15 protein-coding genes and 1 pseudogene are annotated in these 12854 nt (G+C 63.9%); 5 read left to right on the plus strand and 11 right to left on the minus strand.

Annotated features, from left to right (window positions below):
- Positions 1-34 precede the first annotated feature (34 nt).
- The 7 genes from KI241_RS09830 to KI241_RS09860 form a co-directional block, all read right to left on the minus strand.
- Positions 35-1039 carry a glutathione S-transferase family protein gene (locus KI241_RS09830; protein ID WP_212803625.1) on the minus strand — a complete coding sequence of 335 codons (1005 nt, stop codon included), beginning with the start codon at positions 1037-1039 and terminating at the stop codon, positions 35-37.
- A gap of 88 nt (positions 1040-1127) precedes the next feature.
- Positions 1128-2129, minus strand: coding sequence for a glycosyl transferase family protein (locus tag KI241_RS09835; protein WP_212803626.1), 1002 nt, complete (start codon positions 2127-2129; stop codon positions 1128-1130).
- Positions 2126-2461: a TusE/DsrC/DsvC family sulfur relay protein gene (locus KI241_RS09840; protein WP_042732606.1), complete on the minus strand. Its 336-nt coding sequence runs from the start codon at positions 2459-2461 to the stop codon at positions 2126-2128. Before KI241_RS09840 ends, KI241_RS09835 begins: the two co-directional genes overlap by 4 nt.
- Entirely contained in the window at positions 2458-2751 is a 294-nt protein-coding gene (gene tusB / locus KI241_RS09845) for a sulfurtransferase complex subunit TusB (RefSeq protein ID WP_042732605.1), read from the minus strand. The genes KI241_RS09840 and tusB overlap by 4 nt, the downstream gene beginning before the upstream one ends.
- A complete protein-coding gene (gene tusC, locus KI241_RS09850; RefSeq protein ID WP_042732604.1) occupies positions 2751-3113 on the minus strand; it encodes a sulfurtransferase complex subunit TusC in 363 nt (120 codons plus the stop codon). The genes tusB and tusC overlap by 1 nt, the downstream gene beginning before the upstream one ends.
- Positions 3113-3505, minus strand: a complete 393-nt coding sequence (tusD, locus tag KI241_RS09855) for a sulfurtransferase complex subunit TusD (RefSeq protein WP_042732610.1) — start codon at positions 3503-3505, stop codon at positions 3113-3115. Before tusD ends, tusC begins: the two co-directional genes overlap by 1 nt.
- Positions 3506-3633: 128 nt before the next feature.
- Positions 3634-3969 (minus strand): DUF6388 family protein, encoded by a 336-nt coding sequence (locus tag KI241_RS09860; RefSeq protein ID WP_123578775.1) that lies wholly within the window; start codon positions 3967-3969, stop codon positions 3634-3636.
- 130 nt (positions 3970-4099) lie between these two features.
- Here KI241_RS09860 and KI241_RS09865 point away from each other — a divergent pair, with 130 nt between their 5' ends.
- Entirely contained in the window at positions 4100-4450 is a 351-nt protein-coding gene (locus tag KI241_RS09865) for a hypothetical protein (RefSeq protein WP_047737184.1), read from the plus strand.
- A 28-nt stretch (positions 4451-4478) separates the two neighbouring features.
- Here the strand turns inward: KI241_RS09865 and KI241_RS09870 are convergent, their stop codons facing one another.
- Positions 4479-4913: a GNAT family N-acetyltransferase gene (locus KI241_RS09870; protein ID WP_047737182.1), complete on the minus strand. Its 435-nt coding sequence runs from the start codon at positions 4911-4913 to the stop codon at positions 4479-4481.
- 107 nt (positions 4914-5020) lie between these two features.
- Between KI241_RS09870 and ggt the strand changes: the two genes are divergently transcribed.
- On the plus strand, positions 5021-6748 hold the full coding sequence (gene ggt / locus KI241_RS09875) for a gamma-glutamyltransferase (protein WP_047737179.1): 1728 nt from the start codon (positions 5021-5023) through the stop codon (positions 6746-6748).
- Between the two features lie 27 nt (positions 6749-6775).
- Positions 6776-7309: a cysteine hydrolase family protein gene (locus KI241_RS09880; protein ID WP_042731681.1), complete on the plus strand. Its 534-nt coding sequence runs from the start codon at positions 6776-6778 to the stop codon at positions 7307-7309.
- A 76-nt stretch (positions 7310-7385) separates the two neighbouring features.
- On the opposite strand, the gene KI241_RS09885 is transcribed toward KI241_RS09880, so the two are convergent.
- Positions 7386-8348: a DMT family transporter gene (locus KI241_RS09885; protein WP_042731688.1), complete on the minus strand. Its 963-nt coding sequence runs from the start codon at positions 8346-8348 to the stop codon at positions 7386-7388.
- Positions 8349-8598: 250 nt separating this feature from the next.
- On the opposite strand from KI241_RS09885, the pseudogene KI241_RS09890 reads away from it, so the two are divergent.
- Positions 8599-9675, plus strand: a pseudogene (locus KI241_RS09890) (SMP-30/gluconolactonase/LRE family protein); the annotation flags it as partial.
- Between the two features lie 111 nt (positions 9676-9786).
- Here KI241_RS09890 and KI241_RS09895 read toward each other — a convergent pair.
- Positions 9787-10443 carry a polysaccharide lyase family 7 protein gene (locus KI241_RS09895; RefSeq protein ID WP_042731683.1) on the minus strand — a complete coding sequence of 219 codons (657 nt, stop codon included), beginning with the start codon at positions 10441-10443 and terminating at the stop codon, positions 9787-9789.
- A 245-nt stretch (positions 10444-10688) separates the two neighbouring features.
- Between KI241_RS09895 and KI241_RS09900 the strand changes: the two genes are divergently transcribed.
- Positions 10689-11024 carry a hypothetical protein gene (locus tag KI241_RS09900; RefSeq protein ID WP_042731684.1) on the plus strand — a complete coding sequence of 112 codons (336 nt, stop codon included), beginning with the start codon at positions 10689-10691 and terminating at the stop codon, positions 11022-11024.
- A 43-nt stretch (positions 11025-11067) separates the two neighbouring features.
- Here the strand turns inward: KI241_RS09900 and KI241_RS09905 are convergent, their stop codons facing one another.
- Entirely contained in the window at positions 11068-12831 is a 1764-nt protein-coding gene (locus tag KI241_RS09905) for an L-lactate permease (protein WP_042731685.1), read from the minus strand.
- Positions 12832-12854 lie beyond the last annotated feature (23 nt).

The following is a 12854-nucleotide window of genomic DNA, read 5'->3' on the forward strand; positions in this document are numbered from 1 at the left end:
CGAAGAGGCCCTCAGTGACAACGGACTTCCCGGATCAATCCCCAGTCCCCCGCCAAATCCCTTTCCCACTCAACCGCGCCCGATCATGGGCCCCGGTGAAGTCCTGCTTCGGCCCCTTCGGTACGATCCCATTGGGGTTGATGGTCTTGTGGCTGCCGTAGTAATGACCCTGGATGTGAACGAAGTCCACGGTCTCGGCGATGCCCGGCCACTGGTACAACTCCCTCAACCAGTTCGACAGGTTCGGATAGTCGGCGATGCGCCGCAGGTTGCATTTGAAATGGCCGAAATACACCGCGTCGAAGCGAATGATCGTGGTGAACAGGCGGATGTCCGCCTCGGTCAGGTATTCACCGGCCAGGTAGCGGCGGCTGGCCAACAGGGCCTCCAGCCGGTCCAGCTCGGCGAACAGGCCGTCGAAGGCTTCTTCGTAGGCGGCTTGGGTGGTGGCGAACCCGGCGCGATACACGCCGTTGTTCACCGCCGGGTAGATCCGCTCGTTGAGCGCGTCGATCTCGCTGCGCAGGTGCGCCGGGTACAGGTCCAGGTGATTTTCAGTCAGGCCGTCGAATGCGCCATTGAACATGCGGATGATCTCCGCCGATTCATTGTTGACGATGCGCCCCTGTTGCTTGTCCCACAGCACCGGCACGGTGACGCGGCCGGTGTAGTCGGCGGTGTCGGCGGTGTAGCGCTGGTGCAGGAAGTCGAGGTCGTCCAGTTTGTCGCCGGTGGAACCGTGGGTTTTGTCGAAGGTCCAGCCGTTTTCCAGCATCAGGTAGCTGACCACCGAGACGTCGATCAGGTTTTCCAAGCCTTTGAGCTTGCGGAAAATCAGCGTGCGGTGGGCCCAGGGACAGGCCAGGGAGACGTATAGATGATAGCGCCCGGCCTCGGCGGCGAAACCGCCCTCACCGCTAGGGCCGGCGCTGCCATCGGCGGTCACCCAGTGACGGCGCTGCGCCTGCTCGCGTTGGAAGCTGCCGTCCTTGCTTTCATACCACTGGTCCTGCCAGCGGCCTTCAACTAACAAACCCATCTCGATTTCCTCGATCTATAAACGTTGGAGAGGAGTCTATTCCGATAGGTTCGAACAAAAAGCGCAAAGGTTAGGCGTTAATCATCAGTTAAATCGAACGATCCCGGCCGTCCCAGTACTGGCGGGCGCGCTCGAACGCCGCTTCACGAGTCAGGCCCAGGCCGCGCAAGGCCAAGGCCATGGTGGCGATCAGGGCCAATTGCGGGTAGCTGTCCTGTACGTCACCGCGCCAGACGGCCTTCAAGTGTTCGGGGTCGAGGCTTTCCGGCTTGACGTGGCGCTGTTCGGCCAGTCGCGGCCATTGCTCGTCCCAGCTGACGCCGCCGGACGTTCCGTAGAGGTGGCTGTCGGCGTCCGGGTTGATCTCGATTTCGCCGCCGTCACCCTTGATCACGATGGCGGTATCGCCCAGCAAGCCGCTGGCTTCGCGGTGCACGGCCTGGTAGCCGGGGTGGAAAATGCTTTGCAACCCGCACCGTGCGCCCAGCGGGTTGAGGATCCGCGCCAGGGAATGGATAGGCGAACGCAACCCGAGGGTGTTGCGCAGGTCGATCATCCGTTGCATTTGCGGCGCCCAGTCCACCAGTGGCATGAAGGCCAGGCCGCCGTTGTCCAGGGCGCCGGCGACTTGCTGCCAGTCCCGGCACAGCGGGATTTGCAGAAAGCCCAGCAATTGTTCGGTGTAGAGGCGACCCGACGTATGAGCGCCGCCGCCGTGCATGAAGATCCGCACGCCGTTCTGCCCAAGGCACTTGGCTGCCAGCAGGTACCACGGCAAATGGCGTTTCTTGCCTGCGTAGGTTGGCCAGTCGAGGTCCACCGTCAACCCCGGCACGACCAGGCGCTCACGCAGGGCTTCGGTGAAACCGGCCATTTCCTCGGCGCTTTCTTCCTTGTGCCGCAACAGCATCAGGAAAGCGCCAAGCTGGGTGTCCTCGACCTGTTCATCCAGCACCAGGCCCATGGCCTGGCGCGCTTCTTCGCGGGTCAGGTTGCGGGCGCCGCGCTTGCCTTTGCCAAGGATGCGCACGAACGGGGCGAACGGATGTTCGGCCGGGGTCTCTAGGGTCAGCGAAGCAAAGTCGGTCATAGGCAATTCGTCGGTTTGGGCAGGCCCGCCAGCTTGGCGGCGAGTTTGGCGGGAGTGCCTTTGAACAGTCGGTTCAAGTGCAGGCTGTTGCCTTTGTCCGCGCCCAATTTCAGCGCGGTGTACTTGATCAGTGGCCGGGTCGCGGGGGAGAGCTGGAACTCGCGGTAGAAGCCGCGCAGCAGTTCGAGGATTTCCCAGTGCTCGGGGCTCAGTTCGATTTCTTCGGTGGCGGCCAGGGCCGTGGCGACATCGGCCGACCAGTCGTCCAGGTCGGCCAGGTAGCCGTCCTTGTCCAGCGCGATGGCGCGTTCGCCCACATTCAACGTGTTCATAGCCAGGTGTTGACCTTGTCATGCTCGATCGACAGTTCGACGAAGGCCGGATAGTCGATGGCCTTGGCCCAGTCTGGCGCTTGCAAGGCGCGGGCCTGGACGTCTTCAGCGAGCACGAACAGTTTCAGGCCGCGGCCCAGCAGGGTTTCAAACGGCGCGGTGCCAGGCCGTAGGGCATACGTCGCGTCGCCGCACAGCAGCAGGGCATCGTGTTCGCCGAATATGCGCAAGCAACTGGCGAAACGAGAGTCGCCGAAGGGCGAGTGAGACAATACGTGCAAGGTCGACATCAGAGGGTGATCACCTGGTCGTAGCGGTCAATGAGCGCGGCGATCTGTGCCGCGTCCAGTACATTCACGTCGTCCAGCGCCAGCGTGTCCGGGGCGACGCCGCGCTCGGCGGCGCTGTCGGCGCAGACAAACAGTTGCTCGACGCCGAACAGCGGCAGTGCCTGCAGGTTCGCGCTCAGGTCCTTCTGCTGGACGGCCCTGGCGTCTTGCGCCGCGAGTAACTGGAGCACGCCGTCGTCGAGAAACAGCAGGCCGATGGGCAGGTCGAACGCGCCGCCGGCCAGGACGATGTCCAGCGCTTCGCGGGCGCTCGGGCCCGACCATGGGGCCTGGCGGCTGATCAGCAGTAATGACTTGGGCATCAAGCGCCTCCAAAACAGATCAGGCGGTCCGCGTCCTGGATTGCATCGTGCAACTGGCCGAGGCCGGACAGGGCCCAGGGCGCCTCGACACTGGCCGCCGAACGCTGGTAGCGCTGGGCTTCCTCATCGTTCAACACACCCCGGCGCAACGCCGCGGCGATGCACACCACGCCGTCGAGCTGGTGGTCGCTGACGAACGTGCGCCATTCGCGTGGCAGGTCCTGTTCGTCCTGGGGCGTGACGATGCTGGCGCCGGCGTTATAGACGCCGTCCTGGTAGAAAAACAACCGCACGATTTCGTGCCCACCGGCCAGCGCAGCCTGGGCGAACAGCAAGGCACGGCGCGAGGAGGGCGCGTGGGCGGCGGAAAACAGCGCGATGGCGAACTTCATGACAGACCCGGTCAGCGAAACTGCGGCCATGATAAAGCTTTATGGGCGGTGGGGCGATTGCCAAGGGGGCTCGACACGAAGGGCATGGCGATCACTGTGTGGTGAGCGAGCTTGCTCCCTCGCCACGGTTACGGCTTGTCTTCAAGGCCATGCAGCTGGCAATACTCCGCCCAGTCCATCCCCGCCATTTCCGCCACTTCCTTGTGCACCTCCAGGCGCTGGGCCTGGTAGTCCTCGGGCGAGGCGGCGGTCAGTTGCAGGGTCAATTCCCAGGCGAACAGGTGCTGGCGCTCGGCCTCGGCTTCGAAGGCTTCATGCAGCCGTTCGGCGCGATATTGTTCGGCGGTCTCGCCCTTGGCCTGGGCGAGCAGCGGGTTGAGGGTGTCCAGTTCGTGGCGCAGGTGCGGGCGTTCGTCGAGAAACCTGGCCAGGGCCCGTTCGTGTTGTTGTTCGGTTGCCGCCATGGTGACTCCTTTGGTTGATGGCCCACAGGTTGCGCGAATCGAGGCCTGCTGTCGCGGGTAAATTTCAGTAAAGCAGCGCGACGGTTCGGGTCGTAGTGCTACAGTCGGCTTTTTTCGGTGAGAGAACGCAATGCGAATGTTGACGGTGGCCCTGGCCGCTACCTTGCTGGCTGGCTGTGCGGGTTCGGCGATGAACCAGGCCCGGACCCAGGCGCCCTACAAGACCCTGGCCTCGGACAAGCCTGCGCAGGTCGTGGCCCAGTGCGTGCAGTTTGCCTGGCAGGACGAAGCAGTGTTCGGCGTCGATGCCGCGGCGTACCTGCAACCCGGCGAGAAGGGTGGCCTGACGGTGTACACCCGCTCCGCCGAATCGTTCGTCGATGTCCTGGCCGGCGCCAACGGCACCGCGTTGAACTACTACGCCCAGCACGACGACTTCGTCGCCAAGCGTCGGTTGGCGGCGCTGGCGACCTGTTTGTAAGTCGCCGGCCCAGCAGCCCTGTGGGCGTTCAGTCCGCAGCTTTCAGGCGCTTCTGGAAGAAAAAGTGCTGGTGGCCCGGAGGGTAGTCGTCGATGTGGCCGACTTCCGTGAAGCCTTGCTTGCGATAGAACGCCGGTGCCTGGAAGTCGAAGGTGTCCAGAAAAATGCCCACGCAGTTTTTCTCCCGCGCCAGGTCTTCGGCCATTTGCATCAGGGTCGAGCCCGTGCCTTGGCCGCGGGCCTGTTCCGGCACGACCAGCAACTCGATGTAGAGCCAGCGGAAAAATATTCGCCCGTAGAGCCCGCCGACGACTTCAGTGCTGTGCTCGTCGCGTATCAGCAAGGCGACGAGCTCGGGCACCGTGGCGCCGGTCTGGGCGCTGTTGTAGGCGCGCAGCGGCGCGAGAATGGCCTGGCGCTCCTCGTCGGTGGGCGCATCGGTGCGTTCGATTCGCAGCGTCATTGGGGATGTCCTCAAGCGGGAATGATCTGCGCGAGACTATCGCAACGGGCGCATTGCGCAAACCGGGCCATACTGGCTAGGTCCTAAAACAAGAAGAGACCTGACCCATGATGTTCCAATCCCTTGCCAGGACCCTCCTGGCCACCTCGCTGACCCTTGGCTGCCTGGCCGCGCAGGCCGCGTCCCAGGCGCCGGTTGCCGCCGAAAACGGCATGGTGGTCACCGCCCAGCACCTGGCCACCCACGTGGGCGTCGATGTGCTCAAGAACGGCGGTAATGCCGTGGATGCAGCAGTGGCGGTGGGCTATGCCCTGGCGGTGGTCTACCCGGCGGCGGGCAACCTGGGGGGCGGCGGCTTCATGACCCTCCAACTGGCCGACGGCCGCAAGACCTTCCTGGACTTCCGCGAAAAAGCCCCTCTGGCGGCCACCGCCAACATGTACCTGGACAAGGACGGCAACGTCGTGCCCGAACTCAGCACCCGTGGCCACTTGGCGGTGGGTGTGCCCGGCACCGTGTCCGGCATGGAGCTGGCGTTGCAGAAATACGGCAGCAAGCCCCGGGCTGAACTGATCGCCCCGGCCATTCGCCTCGCCGAAGAAGGGTTCACCCTCGAGCAGGGCGATGTCGACCTGCTGGAAACCGCAACCGATGTGTTCAAGAAGGACATGCGCGACTCCGGGGCGATTTTCCTGCACAACGGCGAGCCCATGCAGGTTGGCCAGAAACTGGTGCAGAAGGACCTCGCCAAGACCCTGCGGGAAATCTCCGCCAAGGGCGCCGATGGCTTCTACAAGGGCTGGGTCGCCGATGCACTCGTTACCTCCAGCCAGGCCAACAAGGGCATCATCACCCAGGCCGACCTGGACAAGTACAAGACCCGTGAGCTGGCACCGGTGGAGTGCGACTACCGCGGCTACCACATTGTCTCGGCGCCACCGCCCAGTTCCGGTGGGGTGGTGTTGTGCCAGATCATGAACATCCTCGACGGCTATCCGATGAAGGAGCTGGGCTTTCATTCGGCCCAGGGCATGCATTACCAGATTGAAGCCATGCGCCACGCCTACGTGGACCGCAACAGCTACCTGGGTGACCCGGACTTCGTGAAGAACCCCATCGACCACCTGCTGGACAAGCAATACGCCGCCAAGTTGCGCGCCGCCATCGAGCCGCAAAAGGCTGGCGATTCGCAGAAGATCAAGCCGGGCGTGGCGCCCCATGAGGGCAGCAACACCACCCATTACTCCATCGTCGACCAGTGGGGCAACGCCGTTTCCGTCACCTACACCCTCAACGACTGGTTCGGTGCCGGGGTGATGGCGAGCAAGACCGGGGTCATCCTCAACGACGAGATGGACGACTTCACCGCCAAGGTCGGCGTGCCCAACATGTACGGCCTGGTGCAGGGCGAGGCCAATGCCATCGCACCGGGCAAGGCGCCGCTGTCGTCCATGAGCCCGACCATCGTCACCAAGGACGGCAAGACGGTGATGGTGGTGGGGACGCCGGGCGGCAGCCGCATCATCACGGCGACCTTGTTGACCATCCTCAATGTGATCGACTACGGCATGAACCTTCAGGAAGCCGTCGATGCGCCGCGTTTCCATCAGCAGTGGATGCCCGAGGAGACCAACCTGGAAACCTTCGCCGCCAGCCCCGATACGCAGAAGCTGTTGGAAAGCTGGGGCCACAAGTTCGCCGGCCCGCAAGACCCCAACCACATCGCGGCGATCCTGGTCGGTGCGCCGTCGCTGGGTGGCAAACCGGTGGGCAAGAACCGCTTCTATGGCGCCAACGACCCTCGCCGTAACACTGGGTTGTCGTTGGGTTACTGATCCCATCAACGTTTGCAGAGGAAAGTCATGAGCACCGCATTGCTGATCATCGATGTCCAGAACGGACTGTGCAGTGGCGAAGAAGAATGTTTCGACATCCAGCGCGTCATCCGGACCATCAACGACCTCAGCGCCAAGGCCAGGGCGGCCGGCTGGCCGGTGATCCTGGTCCAGCATGAGGAGCTGGAAGGTTCGCTGACCCATGGCTGCGACGCCTGGCAACTGGCTGACGGCCTGCTGACTGACGCAGACGATCTGCGGGTGCGCAAGACCACGCCGGACGCCTTCTACCAGACCGACCTGCTGTCGCTGCTGCAAGCGCGGAGTATTGATCGGCTGGTGGTCTGCGGGCTGCAGACCGATTACTGCGTCAACGCCACCGTGCGCCAGGCCCATGCTCTCGGCTATGACCTGGTGCTGGCGGCAGACGCCCACTCTACGGTGGACAACGGCAGCATGACGGCAGAGCAGATCATCGCCAACCACAACAACCGCCTGGGGCGCCTGAGCAGCGCGGTGTCGCGGATCGATGTGGTGCCGGCGGAGGCCGTGCGGTTCTGACCTCACCCAGCACCTGTGGCGAGAGAGCTTGCTCCCTCGCCACAAAACCTGGTCGCCAGGGCGCGACGCCGGTGCTTCAGTTACGCCCAGCCACCCCGGCCACGGGCGCCTTGGCCCGTTCAACCTTGCGGTACGTCAGCAGCACGATACCGGTGACCACGATCGCGCCGCCCAGCACCTGGCCCGGGTTGAGCATCTGGTCCAGCACCAGCCAGCCAATCAGCAGCGTGGCCAGCGGTTCGATGTTCATCACTGGGGCGTTGCGTGGCATATCCAGGCGCGGCACGCAGATGAACAGGACGGTGAACCCGGTGCCGTAGAGCACCACCAGCGTGGCCAGGGCCAGCCAGCCGGTGCTGCTGGCCGGCAGGTCGAAACCGCCGGGCAGGGCGCCGGTCAGGCCGGCGAGGTTGACGCTGCTGAAGACGATGAAAATCGTCAGCAGGCTGCGCACCGAGCCGCGCACCTGGGACAACTTGTGGTCGGTAATCCACAAGGCGCAGGCAAACACGCAGGCGGCGCAGAAGGCCAGCCCCACCCCGACCAGCCATTGCGGGCCGACGCTCTGTTCAGAGGCCAGCCGCGCCGGCACCTCCAGCACGAACACCAGGCCCACCAGGATCATCCCCATCAGTGCGGCGGTGCGTGCGGTCGGGCGGGGCCCACCCAGTGCCCAGGTGAGCAGCGCCAGCAGAATCGGAAAGAGGTTGCCGACCAGCAGCGCCAACGCCACGGGCACCCTCGCCACGGCGGAGTAGAGGCATAGGCTCTGGGCACCGATCAACAACCCCAGCGTCAGCTGCCAGCGCCACGCACCGCGGGGCAGGCGCAGGCTCTGGCGTTGCCACAGCACCAGGGCGGCCAGCACCAGCAAGGTCCCGCCCGAGCGCAGCAGTATCGCCAGCAACACGCCGGCGCCGTCGTCGAAGGCGGCCCGGGCGGCGACATGATTACCGGCAAAGGCGCAGCCCATGCACAGCAGGACAAGCACCGCGAGGTGCCGGGGAAGTGGAGTGGGAGCGGCAGTAGCGAGGGTCATGGCGGTCTCGAAGGGCAGGCCGCCGAGCAAGTATTTCGGATGGCCGTTATTGTTATTAGTTATCGTACAACATGAGTTTTTACCCCACGAAGGGCCAGGAAACAAGCGCGCAGTCGGTATCAGTGGCTCGCCATCAGTGGGCTGAAATGCGGAGCATCGCGAAAAAACGCTGAATTGCCTGTCTTGTACGATGTCTTATCACGGAGTAAAACTGTGCTCCCGTCCAATAACAATAACGGAGAGACGCACGATGGATGCTTCGCAATCTTCAACCGCCGCCGATCAGGGGCGTCGGGTCTTCCTGAAAAAATCCCTGGTGGTTTCGGCGGCTGCCGCTACCTTGGGCAACCTGCCGGGGCTCGCCCAGGCCGAACCGCTGAGCCAGCGTTACCCGGACCCGTTGATCAATATCCTCGACCCTAGCTTCATGGACTTGCGCATCTTCAACGCCAGCGTGGAAAAGCTCGCCACCGGCCTGCGCTGGGCGGAAGGGCCGGTGTGGATCGGCGACGGTCGTTACCTGCTGGTCAGTGACATTCCCAACAACCGCATCGTGCGCTGGGATGAAATCACCGGCGATCTCTCGGTGTACCGCGAACACTCCAACTTCTCCAACGGCATGTGCCGGGATCGCCAGGGACGATTGCTGGTGTGCGAAGGTTCCACCACGTCCAGCGAAGGCCGGCGCGTGACCCGCACCGAGCACAACGGCACGATCACCGTGCTGGCGGACAGTTTCGAGGGCAAGCCGCTCAACTCGCCCAACGACATCGTCTGCAAGAAGGACGGTTCGATCTGGTTCACCGACCCGCCGTTCCAGACCGGCAACAACTACGAAGGGCACAAAGTCACGCCGGCCCAGCCCCATGCGGTGTACCGCATCGATGGCGAGACAGGTACGCTCAGCCGGGTGATCGACGACCTGGCGGGGCCGAACGGGCTGTGCTTTTCCCCGGACGAGAAAATCCTCTACGTGGTCGAAGGCCGGGCCAAGCCCAACCGCCTGATCTGGGCGATCACGGTCAAGGACGACGGCACCTTGGGCGAGCGGCGCAAGCACATCGAGGGCCTGGACTACGCCGCCATCGATGGCATCAAGTGCGACGAAAGCGGCAACCTCTGGTGCGGCTGGGGCGGCAACGGTGACCCCAAGGCCGACCTGGAAAAACTCGATGGCGTGCGGGTGTTCAACCCTCAAGGCAAGGCTATCGGGCACATCTCCCTGCCGGAACGCTGCCCCAATGTCTGCTTTGGCGGCCGGGAAGGTAACCGGTTGTTCATGGCGGGCAGCCATTCGTTGTATTCACTGTTCGTGAATACGCGGGGGCGACGTTCGCCTGATCGATCGAGTGCTGTCAGGCAGCCCTTTTCCTGTGGCGCGGGCTGCCTCGCAGCCCCGCGCAAGCAAGCGCCCTCGCCACGGAAGGGGCGACGCCGGTCATTTATGGCCGACGTCCAGCCTGGTGTAGGTCACTTTCCCGCCTTCGCTGGCGTACCCGACGTTGTCCAGGGTGTAGACGCCGGCCTTGAAGTAAAAGTCGTAGGCGTACCAGGAAGGGTCCAGCTTGACCTGCTTGCCGAGGCTGTTGATCAGCACGGTGAGCGTGCCTTGCTTGTCCATCTGCAACGCATAGGTGAAGGCTTTGTTCAGCGCCATGTTCGGCACGCTGAAGAGCACCGGGCTCTTCACGTCCTTGGGCTTGACCCGGTATTCCACGTCGAGGTTGCCGGTGCCCTTGGCGTAGCGATACACCAGTTTCAGCAGCGGGGCGGGGGCGTCCTTGGCGTGGATCTGCGCCACCACGACCCGTCCTTCCGACGGTACCTGGTTTACCGACAAGGTGCCGTTGAGGGTGTTGAGGCCACTGTTGTAGCGCCAGTTGCGCAGCTTGCCGTCCTTACCGGTTTCCCGCAGTTCGGAGCGCGGGAAGTCGCTTTTGCCGGTGTGGGAACCGGTCACCGGTGCCCAGAACACGATGCGCTCGCCGTTGCGGTTGAAATACGGGCTCTGTAGCGTCGGCATGGCCTTGGTGGCTACGGTCAGGGCCGGCGTTTGCACGGGCAGGGTGATGTTCCAGACAGTCAGGTCAATCATGCTCAAGCGCTCCAACGGGGCTGGCCGTCGTTCATCGATACTTGGTCTGCTGGGCAACCAATGGCCTTGCCGGGCGCAGTGACTGGTTTATCGACGGCGCGCCGTTTCGCTGGAGTGGCAACTGACGAGCGGCTCTGGGTGGCGCCTCGCAGCTGAACAAGTGAATGCTGTCAATCTGATGCTGATCGGTTAGAGTACGCGCCGCCCGAGAGATGGATCCCGGGCGTTTTCCCATGGAGTATTCAATGAACCACCTCAGCAAGATCGCTGCCTGCGCACTGCTCGGCCTGGCCCTGGCGGGCTGCACCGGCGCCCCGATGAAAACCCAGCAATACGACAGCAGCCAATACACCGTAGTCGGCCACAGTGAAGCCAAGGCCACCGGCCTGCTGCTGTTCGGGGTGATCCCGATCCAGCAGAACAGCCGTTTCGTGCGCGCCCAGACCGCTGCGATCAAGGCTAAGGGCGGCGACGCCATGATCAACACCCAAGTCCAGGAAAACTGGTTCTGGGCGTGGGTCCTGACCGGCTACACCACCTCGGTGTCCGGTGATGTGGTCAAGCTGAAGAACGTTCAGTAAGCCATCGCTGTGGCGAGTCAGCGTCTCCCTCGCCACAGTCCCCTCAGTGCCCCCCGACCACCATCCGACTGAACGGCACCACATACGCCTGCAACGTCACCAGCCCGCCCACCAGGATCGCCAGCACGACCGAGTGGAAGAATACGTAGCGCAGGATTTCCCCTTCATGGCCGTACCAGCGAGTCGCGGTTGAGGCGACCACGATCGATTGCGCATCGACCATCTTGCCCATCACCCCGCCGGAACTGTTCGCCGCCGCCATCAGCACCGGGCTGATCCCCAACTGTTCCGCCGTGACCCGCTGCAAGCCACCGAACAGCACGTTGGACGCCGTGTCCGAACCGGTCAGCGCCACGCCGAGCCAGCCCAGCAGTGTGCCGAACATTGGGTAGAAGATGCCCGTCGCGGCGAAGGCCAGACCCATGGTGGCGTCCAGCCCCGAATAGCGCGTGAGGAACCCCAGGGCCAGCATCGCCACGATGGTGATCAGCGAATAGCGCACCACCCAGAGCGTGCGCAGGTACTGGCGCAGCAGTTGCGGGATCGAATAGCCCATCAGCAGGCCGCCGAGGATGGCCGCCAGGAAGATGCCGCTGCCGGTGGCGGTGAACCAGTTGAACTTGTAGATCGCTTCCTCGGTTTTCGGTTGTGGCACCACCGGCGGGACTTTCTCGATCTGCTGGTGCAGGGTAGTGAATGTCAGCATCGGCGAGAACAGCGGATTGGCCTCGCGCACCGGCTTGCCTTGCTGATCCAGCTTGACCGACTGGGTCTGCGGGTCGAGCGCCGGACGGGTGTCGAACAGGTTCTTGAAGCCCTGGGTGCCCCAGGCGAAGACGAACACGGTGAGGATGATCCACGGCATCCACGCCCGCAGCACGGCCGGGCGCGCATCGCTGGCGAACGCACCGCCGGCGACGGGCTGCGCCTGCTCGCTGGCCTCGATCTTCGAGTCATCGACCCGCCCCGACAGCGCGGCGGAGGTGTGCACCGTGGCCGGTTTCCAGACCTTGAGGAAGCCGGTCAGGCAGGCCATGGAAATCAGCGCGGCAATCACGTCCACCAGCATCGGCCCGTGGTAGTTGGAGACCAGGAACTGCGGGATGGCGAAGCTGACGCCGGCCACCAGGATCGCCGGCCAGATTTCCAGCATCTTGCGCCAGCCGGCGAATGCCCAGATCAGCCAGAACGGGACGATGACCGAGAAGAACGGCAGTTGCCGGCCGACCATCATCGACAGCTCCATTTCATCCAGGCCGGTGACCTTGGCCAGGGTGATGATGGGCGTGCCCAGGGCGCCGAACGCCACGGGCGCGGTGTTGGCGATCAAGGCCAGGCCCGAGGCGGCCAGGGGCGAGAAGCCCAGGCCGATCAAGATGGCCCCGGTCACCGCCACCGGCGTACCGAAGCCGGCCGCGCCTTCGAAGAATGCGCCGAAGCAGAAGGCGATCAGCAGCAATTGCAGGCGCCGGTCGTCGGTGATGCGTGCGAGGGAATCCTGCAGGACCTTGAACGAGCCGTTCTCGGTGGTCAGTCGGTGCAGGAAAATGATGTTGAGCACGATCCAGCCAATGGGTAACAGGCCGTTGGCCGCGCCGTACAACGCCGCCGACCCGGCCATCCCGGCGGGCATGCCGAAGGCGAAGATCGCGATCAGCAGGGCCGACGCCAAGGCCAGCAGCGCCGCCAGGTGCGCCTTGATATGAAAGAACGCCAGGGACGCCAGCATCACCACCACCGGGACCGCCGCCAGGAGCGTCGACAGCACTGCATTACCGAAGGGATCGTAGACTTGTTGCCAGACCATGTTCCACCTCTGCTTTTTATTAT

Origin of the sequence: Pseudomonas sp. Cab53 (assembly GCF_018325965.1) — a bacterium.
Taxonomy (GTDB): Bacteria; Pseudomonadota; Gammaproteobacteria; order Pseudomonadales; family Pseudomonadaceae; genus Aquipseudomonas; species Aquipseudomonas chlororaphis_E.